Annotated in this window: 20 protein-coding genes and 1 tRNA gene; 5 read left to right on the top strand and 16 right to left on the bottom strand. The window is 71.1% G+C overall.

Translation table 11 applies throughout. The annotated features are described in order from the left end of the window. Window positions 1–89: 89 nt before the first annotated feature. Together FLW16_RS18765 and FLW16_RS18760 are read right to left on the bottom strand one after the other, a co-directional pair. A complete protein-coding gene (locus tag FLW16_RS18765) occupies window positions 90–1,079 on the bottom strand; it encodes an ABC transporter substrate-binding protein (protein WP_221891149.1) in 990 nt (329 codons plus the stop codon). 73 nt (window positions 1,080–1,152) lie between these two features. Next, window positions 1,153–2,139 (bottom strand): LacI family DNA-binding transcriptional regulator, encoded by a 987-nt coding sequence (locus FLW16_RS18760; RefSeq protein ID WP_142561530.1) that lies wholly within the window; start codon window positions 2,137–2,139, stop codon window positions 1,153–1,155. A 254-nt stretch (window positions 2,140–2,393) separates the two neighbouring features. On the opposite strand from FLW16_RS18760, the gene FLW16_RS18755 reads away from it, so the two are divergent. Next, a complete protein-coding gene (locus tag FLW16_RS18755) occupies window positions 2,394–6,149 on the top strand; it encodes an alpha-L-arabinofuranosidase C-terminal domain-containing protein (protein WP_142561401.1) in 3,756 nt (1,251 codons plus the stop codon). A gap of 238 nt (window positions 6,150–6,387) precedes the next feature. Here the strand turns inward: FLW16_RS18755 and FLW16_RS18750 are convergent, their stop codons facing one another. The 8 genes from FLW16_RS18750 to FLW16_RS18715 all read right to left on the bottom strand — a co-directional run bounded on the left by FLW16_RS18750 (window position 6,388) and on the right by FLW16_RS18715 (window position 13,806). Then, window positions 6,388–7,422, bottom strand: coding sequence for a LacI family DNA-binding transcriptional regulator (locus tag FLW16_RS18750; RefSeq protein WP_142561400.1), 1,035 nt, complete (start codon window positions 7,420–7,422; stop codon window positions 6,388–6,390). A 180-nt stretch (window positions 7,423–7,602) separates the two neighbouring features. Continuing rightward, window positions 7,603–8,463 carry a DMT family transporter gene (locus tag FLW16_RS18745; protein ID WP_142561399.1) on the bottom strand — a complete coding sequence of 287 codons (861 nt, stop codon included), beginning with the start codon at window positions 8,461–8,463 and terminating at the stop codon, window positions 7,603–7,605. Window positions 8,464–8,683: 220 nt separating this feature from the next. After that, window positions 8,684–9,478 carry a dienelactone hydrolase family protein gene (locus tag FLW16_RS18740; RefSeq protein ID WP_260615378.1) on the bottom strand — a complete coding sequence of 265 codons (795 nt, stop codon included), beginning with the start codon at window positions 9,476–9,478 and terminating at the stop codon, window positions 8,684–8,686. A gap of 158 nt (window positions 9,479–9,636) precedes the next feature. Further along, window positions 9,637–10,299, bottom strand: coding sequence for an SRPBCC family protein (locus FLW16_RS18735; protein WP_142561397.1), 663 nt, complete (start codon window positions 10,297–10,299; stop codon window positions 9,637–9,639). A 73-nt stretch (window positions 10,300–10,372) separates the two neighbouring features. Then, on the bottom strand, window positions 10,373–11,734 hold the full coding sequence (locus FLW16_RS18730; RefSeq protein WP_260615377.1) for an MFS transporter: 1,362 nt from the start codon (window positions 11,732–11,734) through the stop codon (window positions 10,373–10,375). A 155-nt stretch (window positions 11,735–11,889) separates the two neighbouring features. Continuing rightward, the gene (locus FLW16_RS18725; RefSeq protein ID WP_142561396.1) at window positions 11,890–12,276 is read right to left on the bottom strand and encodes a hypothetical protein; all 387 of its coding nucleotides are present in this window, start codon (window positions 12,274–12,276) and stop codon (window positions 11,890–11,892) included. After that, a complete protein-coding gene (locus tag FLW16_RS18720; protein WP_142561395.1) occupies window positions 12,273–12,626 on the bottom strand; it encodes a hypothetical protein in 354 nt (117 codons plus the stop codon). Before FLW16_RS18720 ends, FLW16_RS18725 begins: the two co-directional genes overlap by 4 nt. A gap of 85 nt (window positions 12,627–12,711) precedes the next feature. Continuing rightward, complete coding sequence (locus FLW16_RS18715) at window positions 12,712–13,806, bottom strand: glutamate--cysteine ligase (protein ID WP_142561394.1); 1,095 nt, start codon at window positions 13,804–13,806, stop codon at window positions 12,712–12,714. Between the two features lie 145 nt (window positions 13,807–13,951). Between FLW16_RS18715 and FLW16_RS18710 the strand changes: the two genes are divergently transcribed. After that, entirely contained in the window at window positions 13,952–15,337 is a 1,386-nt protein-coding gene (locus tag FLW16_RS18710; RefSeq protein WP_142561393.1) for a peroxidase, read from the top strand. Between the two features lie 53 nt (window positions 15,338–15,390). Here FLW16_RS18710 and FLW16_RS18705 read toward each other — a convergent pair. The 4 genes from FLW16_RS18705 to FLW16_RS18690 all read right to left on the bottom strand — a co-directional run bounded on the left by FLW16_RS18705 (window position 15,391) and on the right by FLW16_RS18690 (window position 17,273). Then, window positions 15,391–15,463, bottom strand: a tRNA-Ala gene (locus FLW16_RS18705). A 91-nt stretch (window positions 15,464–15,554) separates the two neighbouring features. Then, window positions 15,555–16,190, bottom strand: a complete 636-nt coding sequence (locus FLW16_RS18700; RefSeq protein WP_142561392.1) for a histidine phosphatase family protein — start codon at window positions 16,188–16,190, stop codon at window positions 15,555–15,557. A gap of 25 nt (window positions 16,191–16,215) precedes the next feature. After that, window positions 16,216–16,620 (bottom strand): ribosome silencing factor, encoded by a 405-nt coding sequence (gene rsfS, locus FLW16_RS18695; protein ID WP_142561391.1) that lies wholly within the window; start codon window positions 16,618–16,620, stop codon window positions 16,216–16,218. Between the two features lie 131 nt (window positions 16,621–16,751). After that, a complete protein-coding gene (locus tag FLW16_RS18690) occupies window positions 16,752–17,273 on the bottom strand; it encodes a winged helix-turn-helix domain-containing protein (RefSeq protein ID WP_142561390.1) in 522 nt (173 codons plus the stop codon). A 70-nt stretch (window positions 17,274–17,343) separates the two neighbouring features. Between FLW16_RS18690 and FLW16_RS18685 the strand changes: the two genes are divergently transcribed. Further along, complete coding sequence (locus FLW16_RS18685) at window positions 17,344–18,549, top strand: MFS transporter (RefSeq protein WP_142561389.1); 1,206 nt, start codon at window positions 17,344–17,346, stop codon at window positions 18,547–18,549. Between the two features lie 15 nt (window positions 18,550–18,564). Here the strand turns inward: FLW16_RS18685 and nadD are convergent, their stop codons facing one another. Beyond that, a complete protein-coding gene (nadD, locus tag FLW16_RS18680) occupies window positions 18,565–19,176 on the bottom strand; it encodes a nicotinate-nucleotide adenylyltransferase (protein ID WP_142561388.1) in 612 nt (203 codons plus the stop codon). Window positions 19,177–19,280: 104 nt separating this feature from the next. On the opposite strand from nadD, the gene FLW16_RS18675 reads away from it, so the two are divergent. Next, window positions 19,281–20,300 carry a M48 family metallopeptidase gene (locus FLW16_RS18675; protein ID WP_142561387.1) on the top strand — a complete coding sequence of 340 codons (1,020 nt, stop codon included), beginning with the start codon at window positions 19,281–19,283 and terminating at the stop codon, window positions 20,298–20,300. Window positions 20,301–20,350: 50 nt separating this feature from the next. Here FLW16_RS18675 and FLW16_RS18670 read toward each other — a convergent pair whose 3' ends face one another. Continuing rightward, complete coding sequence (locus FLW16_RS18670) at window positions 20,351–21,952, bottom strand: serine/threonine-protein kinase (protein ID WP_142561386.1); 1,602 nt, start codon at window positions 21,950–21,952, stop codon at window positions 20,351–20,353. A gap of 172 nt (window positions 21,953–22,124) precedes the next feature. Between FLW16_RS18670 and FLW16_RS18665 the strand changes: the two genes are divergently transcribed. Continuing rightward, window positions 22,125–22,781 (top strand): response regulator transcription factor, encoded by a 657-nt coding sequence (locus FLW16_RS18665; protein ID WP_185949487.1) that lies wholly within the window; start codon window positions 22,125–22,127, stop codon window positions 22,779–22,781. The last annotated feature ends 2 nt before the right edge of the window (window positions 22,782–22,783 follow it).

The raw sequence follows: 22,783 nt of genomic DNA, 5'->3' as shown, positions 1-22,783 counted from the left end.
GGCGCTCGTATCCCCCTCCGGATCGCTCGGTGTCTCCCGCTCACCGTCGGGAGGGCCGCCCCCGCGGGGCGGGGGCGGCCCAGTGCCGATCAGTACTTACGGTTGGGCAGGGCCTCCTTGGCCTGCTCCTGGGTGAAGGTGGTCTCCTCGGTGACCACTCGCTGGGGCACCTGCTCGCCCTTGACGACCTTCTTGGCGAGGTCCATGAGCTGGGTGCCGAGCAGCGGGGAGCACTCGACGATGTAGTTGATCTTGCCGTCGGCGAGGGCCTGCATGCCGTCGTGGACCGCGTCAACCGTGATGATCTTGATGTCCTTGCCCGGGACCTTGCCCGCGCCCTCGATCGCCTCGATGGCGCCCAGGCCCATGTCGTCGTTGTGCGCGTACAGCACGTCGATCTTGGGGTTGGACTTGAGGAAGGCCTCCATGACCTCCTTGCCCTTGGCCCGGGTGAAGTCGCCGCTCTGCGAAGCGATGACCTTGAACTTCGGGTCGGCGGAGATGACCTGCTGGAAGCCGGCCTTGCGGTCGTTGGCGGGCGCGGAGCCGGTGGTGCCCTCCAGCTGGACGATGTTCACGTCGTCCTTGCTGTCCTTGTACTGGTCGACCAGCCACTGACCGGCCTTCTTGCCCTCTTCGACGAAGTCGGAGCCGAGGAAGGTCTTGTACAGGCTGGTGTCCTTGGAGTCCACGGCCCGGTCGGTCAGGATGACCGGGATCTTCGCGTTCTGCGCCTCCTTGAGGACGGTGTCCCAGCCCGACTCCACGACCGGCGAGAAGGCGATGACGTCGACCTTCTGCTGGATGTAGGAGCGGATGGCCTTGATCTGGTTCTCCTGCTTCTGCTGCGCGTCGGAGAACTTCAGCTCGATGCCGGCCGCCTTGGCGGACTCCTGGATGTCCTTGGTGTTGGCGGTGCGCCAGCCGCTTTCCGCGCCGACCTGGGCGAAGCCCATGACGAGCTTTCCGTCGTCGGCGCTACCGCCGGACGAACCGCCGCTGCCGTCGCTGCTGCTGCAACCGGCCATCGTCAGGGCCGTGGCACCGGCCAGGATCAGTGCCGAGATCCTCTTCAACACTGTGGGGGTCCTTTCTAAAGTTAGCGCTAACACCTACGGCACAGCGCTGGTAATCCAATGTGTTTCCGTGCGGCTAGCGCGCGGCTGTGCTTCCCCTGAGCACGAACTGGGGAGGCACGACGAGACGCTCATGGGGAAGCGCCTCGCCCGACTCGATCTGCCGGAGCAGCACGTCGATGCTGCGCCTGCCTACGGCCCCGAAGTCCTGTCTGATGGTGGTGAGCGGCGGGGAGAAGAACTCCGACTCAGGGATGTCGTCGAAGCCCACGATGCTGATCTGCTCGGGGACCTTCACCCCCTCCTCCGTGAACGCGCGCAGGAGGCCGAGCGCCATCTGGTCGTTGGCGACGAACACCGCGGTGACGTCGCCGGCCATGGCGGCGAGCTCCTTGCCGGCCCGGTAACCCGATCGGGGGCTCCAGTCACCGGTCAGCATGCCGGGGACGGGCCGCCCCGCGGCGGTCAGAACCGCGCGCCAGCCCTCGATCCGGCCCTCGGCCTCCAGCCAGTCCGCCGGGCCGCTGATGTGCCAGACGGTCTCGTGCCCCAGCTCGAGCAGGTGCGAGGTCGCCAGCCTGGCGCCCTCGACCTGGTCGACGCTGACCACGGAGACGTCTCCCTGGTGCCAGCCCTCGACGGCCACGGCGGGCATGCCCGCCGGCAGATCGTCGAGCGCCCGGGCCGCCGATCGCTGCGGGGCGACGACGACGATGCCGTCCACACCCTGCTCGGCGAGGTAGCCGATCGCGTCGTTCACGCCGGCCCTGTCGATGGTCCGCAGGCTCACGATGCTCACGAAGTAGCCCGCGTCCCTCGCTGCCTGCTCGATTCCGTATACCGTGCTCGCCGGGCCGTACAGCGTCGTGTCGAAGCTGACCACGCCCAGCGTGCGCGAGTGCTTGGTGACCAGGGCCCGGGCGACGAGGTTGCGGCGGTAACCGAGCTGGTCGATGGCCCGCATGACCCGGGTGCGGGTCTCGGCGCGGACGTTCGGATGGTCGTTGAGCACCCGCGAGACCGTCTGGTGCGACACTCCGGCCAGCCTGGCCACGTCGGCCATGACGGGCGGGCGGCGGTCGACGTTGGGTCCCACTGGCGCTCCTCTCAACTGCTTGGGAAGACTGTGAGCGTTAACACAACCCCCCGTCAAGGTGGTGGCCGATTACGGTCCGGTCACGCCGAAACATGGCGTTCACGCCCTATTGACGGACATGCCACATAGCTCTTAACTGGTGGCCGAATCCAGCTTGTTAGCGCTCACTTCGCGACCATCCCGTGATGTTAACGCTAACAGAAACCGGAGGAGCCCCCCGAATGAGCAGAAAGGCCTGGTCACTGGCCTTGTCGGCGGCCATGGTGAGCGGTGTGGTGAGCGGCGTGCTCTCCACCACGCCGGCTCAGGCCGAGACCGCCGACCCGATCCCCGCCGGCGCGTCCGTCGACCAGTTCGACGCCGCCACGCTCGGTCCCGACTGGCAGGTTCTCAACCCCGACAACACGCAGTGGTCCCTCGGCGAGCAGCCCGGCAGCCTGCGGATCCACTCGCTGAAGGGCGACACCTACCAGACCGACAACTCGGCCAAGAACATCTTCCTCATGGACGTCCCCGCCGGGGACTTCGAGGTCGTCACGAAGTTCAGCGCCCCGGTGGCACTCGACTACCAGAGCGCCGGCATCTTCGCCTGGCAGGACTGGGACAACTACGTCCGCGCCGGTCTCGCGCACGTCGGCTCGTCCGGGGGCAACGTCATCGAGACCGACACCGAGGTGAAGGCGGCCTTCACCGCGGCCTTCGCGAGCCGCTCCGGATCCACCGGCGAGATCCTCAAGCTGGCGAGGACGGGCAACGAGTTCACCTCGTCGTACTGGAACGGCTCCGCCTGGGTGCAGGCGTCCAAGGTCACCGCCGCGCTGGACGTCAAGCAGGTCGGCCTGTTCGCGCTGTCCGCGCAGAACGGCACCCCCATCGCGGCCGACTTCGACTACTTCGCGGTCAAGGCGGCCGAGGGCAAGACGGTCGTCCCGTCCGGCCCGTTCACGCTGCGCGCGGCCGGCTCCGCGCCGTACCTGTCGGCCGCCGAGGACGGGCAGGTGGTCGCCTCCGACGCCCAGGGCATGACGAGCCTCGCGGTCACCGCCGAGGACAAGGGCGACGGCACCGTCGCGCTCAAGGACCTGAACGGCAAGGGCTACCTGGGGGTCGCCGACGACTCCACACTGCGCCTCGGCTCGACGGCTGGAGCGTTCCAACTCCGCGACGCCGGCGGAGGCAAGGTGTACCTGTCGGCCGGGGACAAGCGAGTCGCGGTCGGCGACGGCAGGCTCGTCGCCACAGGCCAAGGCACCAAGTTCCAGGTCGAGGGGTACGCCAAGGACGCCGGCGAGCTCAAGGTGGACACCACCGCCGCCGGCACCAAGGTCAGCCCCAACCTGTACGGCATCTTCTACGAGGACATCAACCACGCGGCCGACGGCGGCCTGTACGCCGAGCTCGTGCAGAACCGGTCCTTCGAGTTCAACTCGGTCGACAACCGGAACTACAACGGCCTCACCGCGTGGACCAGGGTCGGGCGCGGCGGCGCGGCCGGCACGGCCGCGGTGTCCGGCGACCAGCCGCTGAACAGCAACAACCGCAACTTCCTGCGGCTGGACATCACCAGCCCGGGCACCGGTTTCGGCGTGAGCAACGCCGGCTTCAACAAGGGCATCGCGGTCCAGGCCGGCAAGACCTACGACCTGTCGCTGTTCGCCCGGCGCACCAGCGGCGGCCCGATCACCGCCTCCCTCGAGAGCGCCGACGGCTCCACGGTGTACGGCACCGCCACGATCGACGCCCGGTCGGCCGACTGGAAGAAGTACACCGCGACGATCACCGCGAGCGAGACCACCGACGCCGCGCGCCTGGTCGTGCTGGCAGGCGGCACCGGCCGGGCCGACCTCGACATGATCTCGCTGTTCCCCGAGGACACCTTCAAGGGCCGTCAGAACGGCATGCGCAAGGACATCGCCGAGACGATCGCCGCTCTCAAGCCGCGGTTCCTGCGCTTCCCCGGCGGCTGCGTGACCAACGTCGGCACCTACGACCCGTACTCGCTCAACCAGGACCGGCGCCGCATCTACCAGTGGAAGGAGACGCTCGGCCCGGTCGAGGAGCGGCCGACCAACTTCAACTTCTGGGGCTACAACCAGACGTACGGCATCGGCTACTACGAGTACTTCCAGTTCGCCGAGGACATCGGCGCCGAGCCGCTGCCGGTGCTGTCGGTGGGCGTCAACGGCTGCAACGAGAACCGGCCGCTGACCGACGAGGCCAAGCTCCAGCGGTGGGTCCAGGACACCCTCGACCTCATCGAGTTCGCCAACGGCCCCGCCGACTCCGTTTGGGGCGCCAAGCGGGCCGCCATGGGCCACCCCAAGCCGTTCGACCTGAAGTACATCGGCCTCGGCAACGAGGAGATCTACCCCGAGTTCTTCACGAACTTCCCCAAGTTCGCGAGCGCGATCCGGGCCGAGTACCCGGACATCAAGATCCTCTCGAACGCCGGCCAGACGTCCCAGGGCAGCTGGTTCGATCGCATGTGGCAGTTCGCGCGTGACCAGAAGGCCGACCTGGTCGACGAGCACTACTACAACGACCCGAGCTGGTTCCTGGCCAACAACCACCGCTACGACACCTACGACCGCAGCGGCCCGCACGTGTTCGTCGGCGAGTACGCCTCGAAGGGCAACACGTACTGGAACGCGCTGACCGAGGCGTCGTACCTGACCGGCATCGAGCGCAACTCCGACGTCGTCGAGCTGGCGTCGTACGCGCCGCTGCTGTCCAACGTCGACTACGTCAACTGGACGCCGGACCTCATCTGGTTCGACAACGACCAGGTGTACGGCTCGCCCAGCTACTACGTGCAGCGCCTGTTCTCCCGCAACGTGGGCGACACCGTGCTGCCGAGCACGTACAAGGCGAGCCCGCTGCCGGTGGACGACATCAAGGGCGCCATCGGCCTCGGCTCCTGGAGCACCCAGGTCCGCTACGACGACGTCAAGGTGACCCGGGCCGACGGCACGGTCCTGTTCAGCGACGACTTCTCGAACGGCACGGGCAAGTGGACTCCCGGCCAGGGTACGTGGGCGGCGCAGGACGGCGCGTACGTCCAGTCGGCCAACGTGACCGACGCCCGGTCCACGGCCGGCTCGACGGACTGGTCCAATTACACGCTGGAGGTCACGGCACGCAAGACCGGCGGCGCCGAGGGCTTCCTGGTGATGTTCGGCGCGAAGGACACCGGCAACTTCTACTGGTGGAACATCGGCGGCTGGAACAACACCCAGTCGGCCGTCGAGAAGGCGACGAACGGCTCCAAGTCGTCCATCGCGACGTCGAGCACCACGGTCCAGACGGGCCGCGACTACAAGGTCAAGATTCAGGTCTCGGGTCGCCGCATCACCACGTGGCTGGACGGTCAGAAGATCAACGACTTCACCGACAACGCCGCCGTCGAGCCGCTCTACCAGGTGGTCTCGAAGGACAGCGACACCGGCGACGTGGTGATCAAGGCCGTCAACGTCCAGGACACCGCCGTGCGCAGCACGGTCGACCTCGGCACCGCCAAGATCGCGCCGAAGGCCCTCGTCACCTCGCTGACCGGTGACCTCACCGCCGTGAACTCGCTCGCCGAGCCCACGAAGATCTCTCCGGTCGAGCGGGAGGTGAGCGGATTCTCCTCCGCATTCACCTACGACTTCCCGGCCCACTCGGTGACGTTCATCCGCCTCGGCAAGGACACCCGGGCCGACACCGCCGTCACCGCCCACGCGTCGCCCAAGCAGGTGAAGCAGGGCAAGAAGGTCCAGGTCCACTACAGCGTGGACCCGGAGGGCGCGACCGGTGAGGTGACCGTGTCCGAGGGCGCGACGATCCTCGGCGAGGGGACGCTCAGCCCCGGCGGCCAGGGCAAGACCGAGCTCGGCCTCGACCTGCCGGCCGGCACGCACGAGCTCACCGTCTCCTACTCCGGCGACGCCCGCTTCCGGCCGTCGGTCACCACGGTGACGCTGGAGGTGAAGCCGTAACAAGCGGCCGTCCGGGGTGCGCCATCGCCCCGGGCGGCTCCTCCCGAGCGGCGGCAGGCGTGGACACGCCTGCCGCCGTTCTCATTCGTGTCCGATCATCGAAGCGGCCGGCGTAGCCGGCAGCCCGCACATGGACCGATCCGCAGGGGGACGGTCGTTCCACGCGTCCCGCCGGGGGCCTGGACCGACGGGACACGGTCTTCCGCCAGGCCCGCTCGCGAGCCGGGCGGAAGCCTTTTCAGGGGCTGACGCCGGTGCTCTCCCGCACCACGAGTTCGGGCTCCACCATGCGCCTGGCCTCGCCTTCCACCCCGGCGATGCGGTCCAGCAGGAGCTGGAACGCCTGCCGGCCGACCTCGCCGAAGTTCTGCCGCACGGTGGTCAGGGGCGGCCAGAAGTAGGCCGCCTCCGGGACGTCGTCGAACCCGACGACGCTCACGTCCTCGGGGACCCGCCGGCCCGTCTCCCGCAGGGCTCGCAGCAGGCCCATCGCCATGTGGTCGTTGGCCACGAAGATCGCCGTCACGTCGGGCTCACGGGCGAGCCGCTTGCCGATCTCGTAACCGGAGTAGGCGGTCCAGTCGCCGACCAGCGGCTCGGGAACCTCCCTGCCCTCCGCCTCCAGCGCCGACCGCCAGCCGGCCACCCGGCCGCTCGCGTCGATCCAATTAGGCGGGCCCGACAGGTGCCAGACGGTGCGGTGACCGAGACTGAGCAGGTGGCGGGTGGCGCGGGCGGCGCCGGCGTACTGGTCCACCGCCGCCACCGGCACCGGCAGGTCGGTTCCTCCGCCGACGTCGACCACCGGGAGGCCCGGGGGAAGGTGCCGGAGCCCCTCGGCGGCCGACTCGTGCGGCGCGACGACGATGACGCCGTCCACCGACTGGGACCGCAGGCGGTCGATTCCCCTGGTGATCCAGCTGCGGTTGAGCGCGGGCAGGCTGGCGATGCTGACCAGGTAGTCGCTGTCCCTGGCCGCCTGCTCGATGCCGAACAACGTCGAGGCCGGGCCGTACAGGGTGGTGTCGAAGCAGACGACCCCCAGCACCCCCGAGCGGCCGGTCACCAGGACCCGCGCCGCCGAATTGGGCCGGTAGTCGAGCTCGCGGACCGCCGCGAGAACGCGCGCCCGGGTCTCCGGGCGCACCTTCTCCGGAGCGTTCAGCACTCTCGACACCGTCATTGCCGACACTCCTGCCAGCTCCGCGACGTCCTCCATGACCGCCGCCTTCGGGCGTTCGGTCGGGCTCTCTCCAGGCCGGACCTTCGTCATCCGCCGCGCCCCGCTCATTCTGATGAGGTTTCCTGAGTGTTAGCGATAACAGCGAGCTGTGTCAATACTGTGATGATCACCGTTGCGTCACGAGCCCCGCGGGGAACGTTCCGCCTGGTGACCGCGTACGCGCACTGCCCCCAGCTCATGGTATCGCTAACAGGTCCTCCGCCCCCTGAGTTAGCGCGGGGCGCCGCGAAGTTCCCCCCTGGCGAGCCAGGCGAGGGCGGACAGAAGCACGAGCGCCCCGCCCACCTGTACGGCGGACAGGCGCTCCCCCAGCAGCACGACGCCGACGACGGCGGCGACCAGCGGTTCGAGCAGGGAGAGGACCGCCGCCGTGGTGCCGCCGACGACGCGCAGCCCCGCGAAGAACAGCCCGTACGCGAGCGCCGTCGGCACGGCGGCCAGGTAGCCGAGCAGCAGCACGTTCGTCACGGCGTGCCCGGCGGGCAGCAGCCCCCCGGCGGCGGCGAGCGGGAGCAGGCAGGCCGCGCCCCCGACGAACCCCCACACGGCCACGCCGTCGGCGGGCATCCGGCGCGTCGTCAGGGTGACGAGGGAGTAGGCCGCCGCCGACAGCAGCGAGTAGCCGGCGCCCGCCGGGGTGACCGTCTGCGCGCCTCCCATGAGCATGGCCAGACCGGCGACGGCGAGCGCGGCGCATCCGAGACCGGTACGGCCCAGCGGCTCGCCCAGGAAGACCCGGCCACCGGCCGCCACCAGGAGCGGGGTGGCGCCCATCGTGATCATCGTGGCGACCGCGACCCCGGCCTCGGCGATGGCCGCGAAGTAGGCCGCCTGGCACACCGCCATCGCCGGGCCGACGAGCAGCACCGCCCGCCAGGAGGGGCGGCTGCGGGCGACGGCGAGCAGGAGCGCCGCGCCGCAGGCGAAGCGCCAGAACGAAACGGCGACGGGACTCAGCTGTCCCGCGCCGTGCAGCAGCGCTCCCGCCGCTCCCCCGGTTCCCCAGGCGACCGCGGCGGTGGACACGTAGACGAGGCCCTGCCGTACGGACAGGGCTGGAGCATGGTGCATCGATGTCTCTCCAGTGAGGTGGGCCCGATTCCCGCAGGCGGGCAGGGGCCACCGGCCGGGCCGCCCGGGCCCGGCTCACCGGATGACGCCGCCCGCTAGCGGGCGGGCGGCGGAGAGACGATCAATGTCACGCGGGCACCGTAACGTGTCCGCACGTTCGGCCGCATCACCATTTAGGCACTTTCGGGGGTGCCGGTGCGCGCGGCGGGAGCCGGAAGGCTTAGTCTTGCATCGTGGCAGCCCGAGGCGAGGTCAGGTCGCCTCGGGCTGTCCGCTTCAGGAAGCCGAGGATGCGCGACCAGGCGTCGGCGCAGGCCTCGGCCAGCTCCGGGCGGCCCAGCTCGAAGAAGCTGTGCGGCGCTCCCGGATAGGTGACGAACTCGTGCGCCACCCCCGCGCCTTCCAGCGCCTCGCCGAACGCGCTCACCACCTCGGGTGAGATGCCCTCGTCCGCGCCGCCGAACAATCCCAGGATCGGTCCGCGCAGCTCGCCCGCCATCTGGGTGGGGCCGGGTTTGCCGAACAACACGTCCGGATATCCGTACAGGCCGATGGTGCCGGCGAGCCCGAAGGTGGGCAGGGCCGTCATGAACGCGAGCCTGCCGCCGAAGCAGAAGCCGAGGGAGACGATTTCCTCGTCGCTTTCGGCCCGCAGGTGTGCGGCGCCGGCGGCGATGTCGGCGAAGAGCGTGTCCTTGTGCGCCTTTCCCAGGTGCTCCATGAAGGGGAAATCGCTGCCGGAGCGCGGATCGGTCCCGGCCGTGCGCCCGAAATAGTCGATGGCGAGCGCGGTGTGCCCCTGCTCGGCGAGCCGTTCTGTGAGGCGCTCGTAGAATGCCGACAGTCCCCGGTTGTCCGGCAGGACGAGCACCGCAGGACCGGACGGGCGGCCGGGCCGGGACAGGTGAGCCGCGAAGTTCGCCCCGTCGGCCGAGGTCAGAACGAGGCGCTCGGACGTGACGGTCGTGATCGGAGAACCGTGGACGGGCGGCACGGCATCGGGCTCGTAGCACACGGGCGACATCCCTTTCGATTGATGCAATGAGATACGCCCGAGAGGCTATAACACGGTTTTTCCATCATATCAGGGCCAAATAAATTTCCGATCACCCATAAATAACGAATAGGCCCGTCTCGCGATTCGCGAGACGGGCCTGTTCACGTGACGCGTGATCAGATCACCGGGCCGGGCGTGTCACGCGGCGGCACCGGGCCGGTGCCGGGGACGGGACCCGTGCCGGGAGCCGGCGGGATCGGGCCGGGGCCGGGCGGCGGCAGCGGCGTCTCGCGCGGATACTCGGGGTTCACGGGCTGGGGCGGCATCGGCTCGCCGATGTCGTAGCCCGTGCCGGAGCCGCCGATGCCCGTGCCGCCCTGCTGGTGCGGACCGGGAACCTCGCCGCGCCAGCCGCCGGTCTCGCCGCCGCGCGACTCGATGAACGTCTTGAAACGCTCCAGGTCGCCCTTGACGCGCATGCGGACGATCTGCAGGGCGTCCGCCGCCTTCTCCAGGAAGCCCTCGGGGTCGTACTCCATCTGCAGCGTGACCCGGGTCGTGGTGTCGTCGATCCGGTGGAAGGTGACGACGCCGGCCTGCCGCGGCGTGTCGACAGAGCGCCAGGCCACCCTCTCGTCGGGGTGCTGCTCGGTGATCTCCGCCTCGAACTCGCGACGGACGCCGGCGATCTCGACGACCCAGTCGGTGCGCGTGTCGCCGATCTGCTTGACCGACTCCACGCCCTCCATGAACTCCGGGAAGCTCTCGAACTGCGTCCACTGGTTGTACGCGGTGCGGATCGGGACATTCACGTCGACGGACTGTTCGATCGAGCTCATGCCTTCTCCTTCTCTCGTGGGTCTCTGCACTACGCCTGCCCTGAGAGAAGGGCCTAAACCGAGGTGCGCGACCTCAGCGGGTGGCCGACCTGCGGCGCTCGTCCCCCCGGCCTGCACCGTGCCGTCCGGCCGGGCGGGCCAGGCCCGGCCGGGCCGCCTTGCCCCCGTCGCCCGACCGCGCGCGCCGCGCCTTCTCGACCGACCGGCGCATCCGTCCCGCGACGAGGTCGCGCACGCCCCGCGAGACGTGATCGTCCCGCCGCCCACCGGGCACCGACGACGTCTCGTCTTCCAGGGTGCGGTCGGCCGCCGCGTACCAGCCGGTGGCCACCTGTACGGCGAGCGCGGCGAACAGCAGCCCGAACGGCAGCACCCACCCGCCGCTCACCTGGTGGAGCAGGCCGAACGTGATCGGCCCGGCGCCCGCGATGAGATATCCGGCGCTCTGCCCGAAGGCCGACAGCGCGGCGGTGCCCGCCGCCGTGCGGGTGCGCAGGGCCAGCATCGCCAGTGCGAGCGGGAACGTGCCCCCGCCGACGGCCACGAGGATCGACCACGCCCACAGCGCCTGCCCGGTGAGCAGGCCCGCGAAGCCGGCCGCGTAGAGGACGGCGAAGGCGATCACCAGCGGGCGCTGGCCGGACAGCCGGGCCGCCAGGGCGGGCACCGCCATGGAGACGGGGATCCCGAGCCCGGTGAACACGGCGAGGACCAGACCGGCCTGGCCGGCGGTGTAGCCGTTGTCCCGCAGCAGCAGCGGCAGCCAGCCGAACATCACGTACGCGATGAGCGACTGGGAGCCGAAGTATCCGGCCACCGCCCAGGCGAGCCTGCTGCGCAGGAGGCCGTCGGCTCCGGCCCTCGCGGATGTGTCGCGCCGCTCCGGCTCACCGCGCCTGAGCGCGAGCCACGGAATCGCGGCCACGGCGGCCAGAACCGCCCACACCCCGAGTGCCACGTGCCAGTTGCCTCCCGCTGCCTGCTGCACGGGAACGGTCGCGGCGGCGGCGACCATCGTCCCGGCCGCGAGGGCCGTCGAGTAGACGGTGGTCATCGCACCCGCCCGCCGCGGGAAGTGCCTCTTGATCAGCGCGGGGATGACGACGTTGCCGACCGCGCCGCCCGCCAGCGCGACCGCGCTGGCGGCCATGAACGGCACGGCCGAGTCGACGAGGGAGCGCGCGGCCTGCCCCGCCGCGAGCAGGACGATCGCGGCCAGCAGCAGCCGGTGCTCCCCCATCCTGCGGGACATGGCCGGCGTCAGGGCGCCGAACAGGGCGAAGCTCATCACCGGCAGCGTGGTGAGAAGCCCCGTCATCGCCCCCGACAGACCCAGACCCGCGCTCACCTGGTCAAGGACGGTCCCCACGCTGGTCACCGCGGTGCGCAGGTTCAGCGCGGCGAGGGCGATCCCCCCGGCGATCAGCCACGCCATCGATCCGCCTCGTGCTCTCCATGGTGCTCGGAGCACGCCCCTCCGCGTCACGACGGCACTCATCGCCGCAACATCTCCCCTCATCGGGTCATCCTACGATTGACACCATACCAAAGCCCCCATCGCTCTCATTTGTTCCAGCTTCCGAGAAGTCGTTACGAACGGCGGACGCCGCGAAGCAGCCACAGCAGGCCGATCACGGGCAGCGCGAGCGGCACGAAGCCATACCCGCTGCCGTACCCCGACCACACGGTGGCGTGCGGAAACGCGGCGGGGTCCGCCAGGCTCAGCGTGCCGACGATCAGCACCCCGGCCAGCTCGACCAGGCAGGCGGCGATCGCGACGCGCCGTGCGCCCCGGGCCAGCGCCACCGTGAGCACGATGTAGACCACTCCGGCGAACGCCGACAGCGCGTACGCCAGCGGCGCCTCGCCGAACTTCGTGGCGATCTGCACGGCGGCGCGGGAGGTCGCGGCCAGCGCGAAGATCCCGTACACGGCCACGAGCACGCGTCCAGGCCCCGTGCCGGAAGGGGCGCTCATGCGCCCGCGTTCCAGATCTGCAGCAGCCGCCCGGTCATGACCGCCACGGTGAAGGCGGCCACGGCGATGACCCCCGGACCCCAGCGCGTACGCTCCGCCCGGCCCCACCACATGGCGGCGGGCGGGATCACCACGGTGCCCGCCAGGTAGCCGATGAAGGTCGCCTTCTCCGCCACGTGGCCGAGCCCGGCGAGCGCGAAGCCCGCCTGCGCGAGCACGGCGAGCTCCAGCAGTCCCAGCCCGGCCAGCAGCACCGGCCCCATCGGCCGATCCCGTACGGCGGTGACGACGCCGACAAGCGCCAGCAGCAGGGCGGCGCCGATCAGCCAGCCCGAGTAGGCGCCGTTCATGCCGCGCTCAGGGCGGGGGTCGCAGACATGGCCAGTAGGCTATCGGCCCGCACGCCCGCCCTGCCGCACGGCCTGCCGGCACCGCCTAGCGCTGCCGGGTCTCCGCGAGCAGCAGGTCGACAGCGTCCTCCGGCTTCCCGTTGACCGCGTACGCCCCCCGCTGGCGGGAGGCGGAGCTGCCCCGGCGCAGCGCCGCGTCGGCGAGCTCCGAGACGATCTCCCAGTCGCCCAGCTCCTCCAGCGTCGGCCGCAGTTCCTCCAGCATCCCCGTGATGAGCCGCGGGGCAGGCTCGGGCCTGCTCGTCACCGGCGACAGCAGGTCGCCCTCCAGCCCGTCACGGGCCGCCCGCCAGTTGGCCGCCCGCAGCAGCGCCAGGCGCTGCTCGCCGACCGGCGGCTCGCCCCGCTCCACGGCCTCCGTCTCCCTCGTCATGAGGGCGCGGAAGAGACCCGCGAGCAGCACCACGTCGTCCGCGAGCGGGCAGGAGTCGCAGATGCGCATCTCCACCGTCGGCACGTGGGCGCTCAGCCGCAGGTCGAAGTAGACCATGCCCCGGTCCTCGATGACGCCGGAGGCCACCAGGTCCTCGGCCGTCCTGTCATACGCGGCGGCGTCGGCGAACGGGCCGAGCGGGCCCGCCGTCGGCCAGCGCTGCCAGGTCAGCGCCCGGCTGCTGGCATACCCGCTGTCCTCGTCCATCCAGTAGGGCGAGCTGGCGCTGAGCGCGAGCAGCGGGGGGAGCCACGCCTCCACGCGCTGGGCGGCGAGCACCGCCACGTCCCTGTCGTCGATCTCCACGTGCACCTGCGCCCCGCAGATGAGCTGCTCCTGGGCGAGGAACCGGTAGGAGTCCGATAGGTACTCGTAACGCTCCCCCGGCGTGAACGTGTAGCCCTCGATGCCGGTGATCGGGGTCGTGCCGGAGGCGATCACGCCCACTCCCAGCGGCTCACCGGCCGACACGAGCGCCTGGCGCAGCCGCACGATCTCGGCCCGCACATCGCTCAGGTCCTCCATCGGGGTGCTGTTGGTCTCCACCACCGAGCGCTGCAGTTCGGCCGCGAACCCCTCGTCCGGCAGCCGCTCCAGCATCGACTCCGCCAGCGGCGTCAGCCGCCGGGTCTCGAGATCGACGACAAGGAACTCCTCTTCAACGCCGACAGGCCGTCTCTTCGTCATGACCGGTCACTACCCCGGTGGTGCGGAATAGGCCTGACCTGGCCCCTTCTCGTCCAGGCAAAGTCGGAGCGCGACGAACCATTTCCGTAGATGATGGCTCTAATCGGTGGGGGTCCGACATTTCTACTACGGGGAAGGATTCGACATGCCGGTCGACCTGTCCAACAGCAAGCCGCTCGCATGGGACTCGGCGAAACTCGACGCCGACACCACGGCGATGCTCGACAACCTGCAGCCGAACATCCTGCAGGCGCACGTACGGGAAAACATGTCCCTGCTGTTCGTGCACTTCGGCGACGGCCCGGACGGCAGGCGCTTCCTGCGCTCCCTCGTGCCGCTCATGAAATCGGCCAGGAAGCACCTGGAGGAGGTCCGCGACTTCAACCGCTCGAAGAAAACCGGCACGCCGTACGTGGGCGTCGGTATCAGCAAAATCGGCTATCTGAAATTGGGCGACTCCACCACCGAATTCACCGACAACGCGTTCAAGTCCGGGATGAAACGGCGCAAGGACACGTTGAGCGACCCGGCGGTCGGCGCCTGGGAGAAGCACTACCAGGAGGAGATCCACGCGATCGTGCTGATCGGCGACGCCACGCCCGAGCCGGTCGCCGCCACCCGGGAGCGCGTCCTCGCGCTGCTGCCGAAGACCGCGAAGATCGTCGGCGAGGAGAAGGGCGAGGGCCTGCGCGACGCCCAGGGCCGGGGCATCGAGCACTTCGGCTACGTGGACGGCCGCAGCCAGCCGCTGTTCCTCGCCGACCAGGTGGCCGCCGAGTCCGGCACCAACTGGAAGCCGTTCTTCCCGCTGAGCCACGTGCTCGTCCCCGACCCCCTCGCGCCCCACCCGAGCCGGCACTTCGGCAGCTATCTCGTCCTGCGCAAGCTGGAGCAGAACGTCCGCGCGTTCCGTGAGGCCGAGGAGGCCCTCGCGGACGCGCTCGGCCTGAAGGGAGACGACCGGCCGCTCGCGGGCGCGATGCTGGTGGGCCGGTTCCGCAACGGCACCCCGCTGCGGCTGCACGGCAAGCCGAGCTCCGAGGGCCACCCGGTGCAGAACGACTTCAGCTACCGCGACGACCCCGGGGCCAAGTGCCCGGTCAGCGCGCACATCCGCAAGGCCAACCCCCGCGACTCGCGGGACGGCGGCCTGGAGCGCGCACTCGGCGTGATGATGGCCCGGCGCGGTCAGACGTACGGCAGGCGCACCGACAAGCCGTGGGACGACGCGCCCGCGACGACCCGGCCGACCGGCGGGGTGGGCCTGCTGTTCATGGCGTTCAACTCCAGCCTGCAGAGCCAGTTCGAGTTCACCCAGCAGACCTGGGCCGACAACCCCGATTTCCCGGCCGGGGGCACCGGCCACGACCCCGTGATCGGCCAGGGCAAGCGGGACGTCAAGGTGCGCTACCCGAAGGCGTGGGGCAGCGCGAAGCTCAGCGCCCCCCAGCGCCAGGTCCCCCAGACCGTGACGATGAAGGGCGGCGAGTACTTCTTCATGCCGTCGCTCGCCTATCTGAAGAGCCTGTGATCCTCCGGGCGCCCGCGCCGCGATGACGCGCGAGAAAGTTCCAGCCGTGTGGGTGGAGCTATGGGGACTCGAACCCCAGACCCCCTCCATGCCATGGAGGTGCGCTACCAGCTGCGCTATAGCCCCTTGCCACCGCCCCGGGTGTTCCCGGCGCGGCGCTCGGAGAGCATATAGGTATGCCCGTCCGTTTACCTAATCGTCACCGGCCACAGGCGTCTCAGCCGTCGGCGGTGGCCGCGGGGCTGTCGTCGCTGCTGATCGGCTCGGGGAGCGTCCCCGCGTTGTGCTCCAGCAGGCGCCAGCCCCGGCGGCCTTCCTCCAGCACCGACCACGAGCAGTTGCCCAGGCTGCCGAGCGCCGACCACAGCTCCTGCGGCAGCCCGAGCAGACGGCAGATGCCGAGCCGCAGCGCGGCTCCGTGCGAGGCGACGACCAGCAGGCCGTTCTCGTCGACGCGGGACGCCCAGCGCCCGATGGCGTCGGCCACGCGGTCGGCGACGTGCGCCACGTCCTCGCCGCCCGGGGCCTCCCACGCCTCGTACTCGACCGGCCAGCCCGCCCTGATCTCGTCGCGGGTCAGGCCCTCCCACTCGCCGCCGCCGCGCTCGCGCAGGTCCTTGTCCACGGCCACGTCGAGGCCGGTGAGCCGGCCGAGGGCCGAGGCGGTGTCGTACGCGCGCCGCAGGTCCGAGGAGACGAGCATGGTCGGCCGCAGGGCCGCGAGCAGGGAGGCCGCCCGGGCCGCCTGCGCGATCCCGGTCTCGTCCAATGCGATGTCGGTGTGCCCCTGGAAGCGCTTCTCGACGTTCCAGAGCGTCTGCCCGTGCCGAAGGCAGACGACGCGACGGCTCATCGCGCCGCCCCGATGATGGCGTTGGTCACCGGGCCGCTCCGTGCCCGCGCTGCGCGGCGACCCGCTTGACGCTCTCCGGCAGCTCGATGGACGGGCAGTCCTTCCACAGGCGCTCCAGCGCGTAGAAGTTGCGGTCCTCCTCGTGCTGCACGTGCACCACGATGTCGAGGTAGTCGAGCAGGACCCAGCGGCCCTCCCGCTCGCCCTCACGGCGTACGGGCTTGGCGTCGGCCTCCACGCGCATGCGCTCCTCGATCTCGTCGACGACCGCGCGGACCTGCCGGTCGTTGGAGGCGGAGCAGAGAAGGAAGGCGTCGGTGATGACCAGCTGGTCGCTCACGTCGTAGGCGATGATGTCGTCGGCCAGCTTCTCGGCGGCGGCCTCGGCCGCCACCCGTACGAGCTGGATCGATCTCTCGGATGCTGTCACGATTCGGTTCTGTCCTCCGTTGACGGGTTCTTCCAGGGTGCACAGTCCGCGTGTCCCGTACAACCGGCTTTCCCGGGGAGACCCTACCGGCACACCCTGTCGATTCCGGTGTTATGCCCGGGATCAGGAGTTCAACGTCCTTCAGGGCCCGTGGATTCCGTCAGAGGGAAGGCGGCGACAGTGGCGCCGACCCGGATCGTCCCCGGCGTACGGGGGGCCGCGGCGCCCTCGTGCAGGTCGACGATCGCGGCGAGGATCCTGCCGCGGACGTCGTGCCACAGCTCGGGCTCGACCCACAGCTCGGCGTCGGCCGTCACCCCCTCCTCGCCCGTGCGCCGCCGCCCGGCCCGCTCGCGCAGCGACCGCGCCAGCGCCTCGGCGAGCAGCGGGAAGCCGTCCCGCTGCTCGGTCAGCGGCGTGCCCCCCGCCGCCCGGTAGCGGCGCTCCCGGCCGCCGCGCCGGACCCGTACGTCGGCCAGCTCGGCCAGCCCGGCGTCGTCCAGGCAGCGCAGGTGATGGCTGGCGAGGGCGTGTGAGATGCCCAGTTCGCGGGACAGCTCGGCCGCCGACATGGGGGCGCCCCACATCAGCGAGAGCATGCGCAGCCGCACCGGATGCGCGAGTGCCCTGAGCCTGGGATCCGCCTCCGCCATGGCGGAAAGTAAACACCATCACAACCCCCAAGCATTGACTTGGGGGTCGGCTGCCGCGATGATCCCGGGCATGAAAGCCGCCCTCGCCGACCGCAACGCCCGCCGTTATCTGAGCGCCGTCGTGGTCTCCGGATTCGGCACCATGGCCATGTCCCTGGTCGCGGGCATCTGGGTGAAGTCGCTGACCGGCTCCGACAGCCTCGCCGGCCTCACCTCCTTCTGCTTCTGGGCGCCGACGGCGGCCGGGCCTGTGCTCGGCGCGGTGGCCGACGTCCTCGGCCCACGGCCCGTGCTCGTCTGGACCAACGTCGTGATGGGCGCGGCGCTCTGCCTGCTCTTCCTGGTCCGCTCCCCCGCGCAGGTCTGGCTGCTGTTCGCGGTGCTCCTGCTCTACGGCGTGAGCTTCGTCGTGCTCGACGCGGCGGAGGCGGCCGTCCTGCCCGCCGCCGTGCCGGAGACGCTGCTGGCCGAGGTCAACGGGCTGCGCATGAGCGCGTCGGAGGGCACCCGCCTCGCCGCGCCCCTGCTGGGCGCCGGGCTGTTCGCCGCCGCGGGCGGCGACGCGGTGGTCGCGCTCGACGCGGCCACCTTCGCGGCCGGCGCCTGGCTGCTCGGCACACTGCGCCTGCCGGCCGCCTCCGCCCGGCGCGCCCGCGAGACGCGCGGCTGGGCGGCCCGGACGGCGGAGGGGGCGCGCTTCCTGTTCCGCGACCCGCTCCTGCGCCGCCTCGCGCTGTCCGGGGCGGCGCTGATGCTGGTCAGCGGCGTCAACGGGGCGGTCGTGTTCGCCGTGGTCGACCACGGCCTGCACCGGGAGCCGGGCTTCGCCGGCGTGCTGTCCGCGGTCCAGGGCGGCGGCACGGTCCTCGGCGGCCTGATCGCGGGGCCGTTGCTGCGCCGGGCCGGCGAGGCGCGGCTGTCCGCCGCCGGAGGGCTCCTCTTCGCCGCCTCGGTGGCCCTGCGCGCGGCCCCCTGGGAGCCCGTCGTGACGGCGGCGAGCCTGCTGTCGGGGCTGGGGCTGCCCTGGGTGCTGGTCGCCGCCTTCACCGCCGTGCAGCGGATCGCGCCCCGCGACCTGCTGGCCACGGTGTCCGCGACCGCCAACACCGTGCTGTTCGTCCCGACCGCTGTGGGGATGGCGCTGGGCGCCGGGCTCCTCGCCCTGACCTCCTACCGTCCGGTGCTGTACGCGGCGGCGTTCGCCGGCGTGCTCGCCGTGGCCTGCACGCTGCCTCGGAAGGCGGAACCCGCCCCACGGTTCACCCGTTCCCCGTGACCGGGGACGCCCAGGTCAGCTTTCCGGGTCGTGGTAGAGGCCGCGCTTGTTGATGTACTGCACGATGCCGTCGGGGACCAGATACCAGATGGGCTCCCCGGCGGCCACCCGGTCGCGGCACTCTGAGGAGGAGATCGCCAGGGCCGGGATCTCGACCAAGCTGACCTTGCCCGCCGGCAGGCCGGGGTCCTGGAGCGTGTGGCCGGGCCGCGTGCAGCCGACGAAGTGCGCGATGGTGAACAACTCGTCGGCGTCGCGCCAGCTCAGGATCTGCGCGAGCGCGTCGGCGCCGGTGATGAAGTACAGCTCCACGTCCGGGCCGTACGCGGCCGCGATGTCACGAAGCGTGTCGATCGTGTACGTGGGGCCGGGCCGGTCGATGTCCACCCGGCTGACCGAGAAGCGGGGGTTCGACGCGGTGGCGATCACCGTCATCAGGTAGCGGTCCTCGGACGAGGACACGTTCTGCTCGGCCTTCTGCCATGGCCGTCCGGTCGGGACGAACACCACCTCGTCCAGGTTGAAGTGGTGGGCCACCTCGCTGGCCGCCACCAGGTGGCCGTGATGGATCGGGTCGAAGGTCCCGCCCATCACGCCCAGTCGCCGGATCGCCGTCCCGTTACGCATGAAACGGACGATAACGCGCCTAGCGGACCACACCGGAAACCGGCCCTCCCATGACGGCCGGGGCTCCCCCGACGTCCGCGCGCGTCCGGCCCGTGAGACATAGCATGCGGGACATGACCACTCCCGATCGCAATCGCGTGCAGCTGCCCGGTATCAGCTCGCGAGCCTACGAACACCCCGCCGACCGTTCCGCGCTCGTCGCGATGCGTTCGCTCTCCGGATTCGACGCGGTGCTCAAGCGCACGTCCGGCCTGTTCAGCGAGCGCCGGCTCCGCCTGATGTACCTGGCCTCCGCGGTGCGCACGACCGACACCCAGTTTCGCGCTCTGCACGACATGGGCCGCGACAGCGCCTACATCCTCGACCTGCACCGGATCCCCGAGATCTACGTGCAGCAGGACCCGAGCGCGTACGCGATGGCGATCGGTTTCGACGAGCCGTTCATCATCGTCTCGACGGGGCTGCTCGACCTCATGGACGAGGAGGAGCTGCGCTTCGTCATCGGCCACGAGACCTCGCACATCCTGTCGGGCCATGCCGTCTACGGCACGATGCTCGCGATCCTGACCCGCCTGGCCACCCGGGTGGCCTGGATCCCGCTCGGCTACATCGGCCTGCGGGTCATCGTCGCCGCCCTGGAGGAGTGGCAGCGCAAGGCCGAGATGTCCGCCGACCGCGGGGGCCTGCTCGCCGGGCAGGACCCTGACGCCGCGCTGCGGGCGCTCATGAAGCTCGCCGGCGGCTCCCGCCTGCACGAGATGAACATCGAGGCGTTCCTCGACCAGGCCAGGGAGTACGACACCGCGGGCGACGTGCGCGACGGCCTGCTCAAGGTCCTCAACATGCTCGGCACGACCCACCCGTTCGCGGTGACCCGCGTCGCCGAGCTCGACCGCTGGCGTCGCAGCGGAGAGTACGACCGGATCATCGGCGGCACCTACCCGCGCCGCGAGGACGACGCCAACGCCAGCATCACCGAAGAGATCAAGGCGGCGGCCAACTCCTATCGCGAGTCGTGGGCGCAGTCGCAGGACCCGTTCATCGGCGTGCTGCGCGACGTCGCCGAGGGCGCGGTCAACGCCGGCGAGCGCATCTTCAACCGTTTCGCCCGGCGCGAGAACTGAGCCACAAGAGCTGAGCCGCGAGGATTGAGCACCGGGTCGGCCCGGCAGCGTCAGAAGAAGAAGGCCACGGCGCGGACGGCTGCGGCGCAGAGCGCGACGAAGCCGCCCAGGACGGCGAGCGCGCGCAGGCCCTCCCGCCGCAGGCCGGGGATGGCCGCGCCCGCGCGCTCGATCTCCCGGCCGGTGATCGCGCCACTGACGACGCCGAACGCCACGCCGGCGATCGTGACGGGCACCGGCTGAGACCACCACTCGGGCTCCAGGCGTCCCCCGGAGCCCACCCACAGCCCCGTGAACGCCACCGCGGCGGCGGGCAGCCCCGGCCACGCGACGGCCGACAGCAGCGAACCGGCCAGCGTGAGCGGGAACGCCAGCGCGCGCAGGCAGGCCCGGGCACGGCCGGGTTTGCGGCTCCGCACCAGCCAGTGGCTGGTCCACACGGCCCTGATCACCACTGCGAGGGCCGCCGTGATCGCGAAGGTGGCGAGCGGGTAGACCACCGACGCCACCACGCACGGAAGGGCGAGCAGCGCGACCAGGACCAGGGCCGCGTTCCCTGTCGGGATGCCGAGCGCCCCTTCCGCCCCCTCCGGTGCGGTGGCGAGGGCCGTGGCCGTCCTCACCCGCCGGGGGCGAGCGGCGGAGCCGGGGCCGCCGCCGCGCCGGGCGGCCCGCTCTGCCGCCGTCGCCGGTTCCCGTGCCGCGGCCTCGGCGCCCTTCCTGACCGGCTTGTCCTCCGTCTTGGCGGCCTTCCTGGCCACCGATTTCGCCACCGGTTTCGCGTCGGCCGCGGCACGTGCCCGGGCCGGCTCCGCGGGCGTACGCGTGGTGGTCTCGGCGGCGGACGCCTCCCCGGCGGCCCGCGCGAGCCGGGACAGGCGGTCGGCCAGCAACGCGGCGGTCGGGCGGCGGGCGGGGTCGCGATGCAGGGCGGCGCGGACGAGCGGCAGCAGGGCGGCCGGCACCCCCACCAGGTCGGCCTTGCCGTTCAGCACCGCGTACATCTGGGACTCGGCGGTGCCCCGGCCGAAGGTCGGCCGTCCGGTGGCGGCGAACGCCACCGTGGCGGCCCAGCCGTGCACGTCGGCGGGCTCCCCCACGGTCTCGTCGGCGAAGACCTCGGGAGCGCAGTAGCCGGGCGTGCCGAGGAACGTGCCGGTCATCGTGACCCGGGTCGCGTCGAGCACCTGGGCGATGCCGAAGTCGATCAGCACCGGCCCGTGCTCGCCCAGCAGGACGTTGGCCGGCTTGACGTCGCGATGCACGACCCCGGCCGCGTGGATGATCGCCAAAGCCGCCGCGAGGCCCTGCGCCAGCGTGATGAGCCGGGACTCCGGCAGCGGCCCGCCACGCCGTACGCCGTCGAGGAGGTTCTCCCCCTCGATGTACTCCATGACGAGATACGGCCGGTCGCCGGACAGGTCGGCGTCGAGCACCTGGGCGACGTACGGGCTCTCGACCCGGCGCAGCGCCCGCACCTCGCGTTCGAGCCGTAATCGGGCGTCGGGATCGTTCTCGATGGGGTCGCGGAGCATCTTCACCGCGACGCGATCGCCCCGGCGGCCGACGGCGAGGTACACCTCACCCATGCCACCCCGGCCCAGCCGCTCCAGCAGCGCGTAGGGGCCGACCCGCCCGAGACGTCCAGCCATAGGAGCGCCAACCATAGCGGCCCGGCCGCCCGAATAGGCGGAGGCGCGCCGTTCGAATCACGCATAAGCCGATGCCAACCGGCCGACAAGCGCGCCCAGGCAGTGTGTTCATCGACGAGGCCGGCCGGACCGCCGGCCCGCGCTGACACCGGCGAGACGAAGACAGATGACGATGACTCACTCATCCGGCGCGATCACCGTCGTGATCGCCGACAAGCACCCGCTGTTCGTCGAGGGGATCCGGTCCGCCCTGAAGCAGGCGGCTGGGATCTCCGTCGCCGGCGCCGCCTGCGACGACCTCGACGCCCTGCGCCTGTGCGTACGGCTGTCGCCGCAGGTGCTGCTGGCCGACCTGGCGATGCTGGGCGCGCTCGGCTCCCTGCGCCGCCGCTGCCCCGCCGTACGGGTGCTCGCGCTGGGCCCCGACGACGGCGAGGCGGGCTTCATGAGCGCGCTGCTGGCCGGCGCGCACGGCTACCTGCTGAAGGGATCGGGGCCCGCGGAGATCGCGGCAGCGGTCCGGTCCGTGGCGCTCGGGCAGGTGGTCTTCGGCGGCGGGCTGGCGCCCCGGCTCCTCGACCGTCTCACCGCGCCGCAGGCCCGCAGCCCGTTTCCGGGCCTCACCCAGCGGGAGCACGAGATCCTGGAGCGGCTGGCCGACGGCAGGTCCAACGCCGAGATCGCCCGCGAGCTGTGCCTGGCCACCAAGACCGTGCGCAACCACGTGAGCAACGTGCTGACGAAGCTGGCCGCCCCCAGCCGGGTGGACGCGGCCCTGCGGGCCAGGGACGCGGGCCTCGGCTCGCGTCCCGTGCTCACCCGCGTCTGACG

The sequence above is a fragment of the Microbispora sp. KK1-11 genome, from assembly GCF_006874435.1.
GTDB classification, from domain to species: domain Bacteria; phylum Actinomycetota; class Actinomycetes; order Streptosporangiales; family Streptosporangiaceae; genus Microbispora; species Microbispora catharanthi.
Note: the sequence above shows the minus strand (reverse complement) of the source record. Positions and strands in the feature narration are given on the sequence as shown.

Bases quoted from the DNA above. Each gene is read 5' to 3' on its own strand.
- FLW16_RS18760 (WP_142561530.1), bottom strand. From the start codon at position 2,139: ATGGCCGACGTGGCCAGGCTGGCCGGAGTGTCGCACCAGACGGTCTCG.
- FLW16_RS18755 (WP_142561401.1), top strand. From the start codon at position 2,394: ATGAGCAGAAAGGCCTGGTCACTGGCCTTGTCGGCGGCCATGGTGAGC.
- FLW16_RS18750 (WP_142561400.1), bottom strand. From the start codon at position 7,422: ATGACGAAGGTCCGGCCTGGAGAGAGCCCGACCGAACGCCCGAAGGCG.
- FLW16_RS18745 (WP_142561399.1), bottom strand. From the start codon at position 8,463: ATGCACCATGCTCCAGCCCTGTCCGTACGGCAGGGCCTCGTCTACGTG.
- FLW16_RS18735 (WP_142561397.1), bottom strand. From the start codon at position 10,299: ATGAGCTCGATCGAACAGTCCGTCGACGTGAATGTCCCGATCCGCACC.
- FLW16_RS18730 (WP_260615377.1), bottom strand. From the start codon at position 11,734: ATGGCGTGGCTGATCGCCGGGGGGATCGCCCTCGCCGCGCTGAACCTG.
- FLW16_RS18725 (WP_142561396.1), bottom strand. From the start codon at position 12,276: ATGAGCGCCCCTTCCGGCACGGGGCCTGGACGCGTGCTCGTGGCCGTG.
- FLW16_RS18720 (WP_142561395.1), bottom strand. From the start codon at position 12,626: ATGAACGGCGCCTACTCGGGCTGGCTGATCGGCGCCGCCCTGCTGCTG.
- FLW16_RS18715 (WP_142561394.1), bottom strand. From the start codon at position 13,806: ATGACGAAGAGACGGCCTGTCGGCGTTGAAGAGGAGTTCCTTGTCGTC.
- FLW16_RS18710 (WP_142561393.1), top strand. From the start codon at position 13,952: ATGCCGGTCGACCTGTCCAACAGCAAGCCGCTCGCATGGGACTCGGCG.
- FLW16_RS18700 (WP_142561392.1), bottom strand. From the start codon at position 16,190: ATGAGCCGTCGCGTCGTCTGCCTTCGGCACGGGCAGACGCTCTGGAAC.
- FLW16_RS18690 (WP_142561390.1), bottom strand. From the start codon at position 17,273: ATGGCGGAGGCGGATCCCAGGCTCAGGGCACTCGCGCATCCGGTGCGG.
- FLW16_RS18685 (WP_142561389.1), top strand. From the start codon at position 17,344: ATGAAAGCCGCCCTCGCCGACCGCAACGCCCGCCGTTATCTGAGCGCC.
- nadD (WP_142561388.1), bottom strand. From the start codon at position 19,176: ATGCGTAACGGGACGGCGATCCGGCGACTGGGCGTGATGGGCGGGACC.
- FLW16_RS18675 (WP_142561387.1), top strand. From the start codon at position 19,281: ATGCGGGACATGACCACTCCCGATCGCAATCGCGTGCAGCTGCCCGGT.
- FLW16_RS18670 (WP_142561386.1), bottom strand. From the start codon at position 21,952: ATGGCTGGACGTCTCGGGCGGGTCGGCCCCTACGCGCTGCTGGAGCGG.
- FLW16_RS18665 (WP_185949487.1), top strand. From the start codon at position 22,125: ATGACTCACTCATCCGGCGCGATCACCGTCGTGATCGCCGACAAGCAC.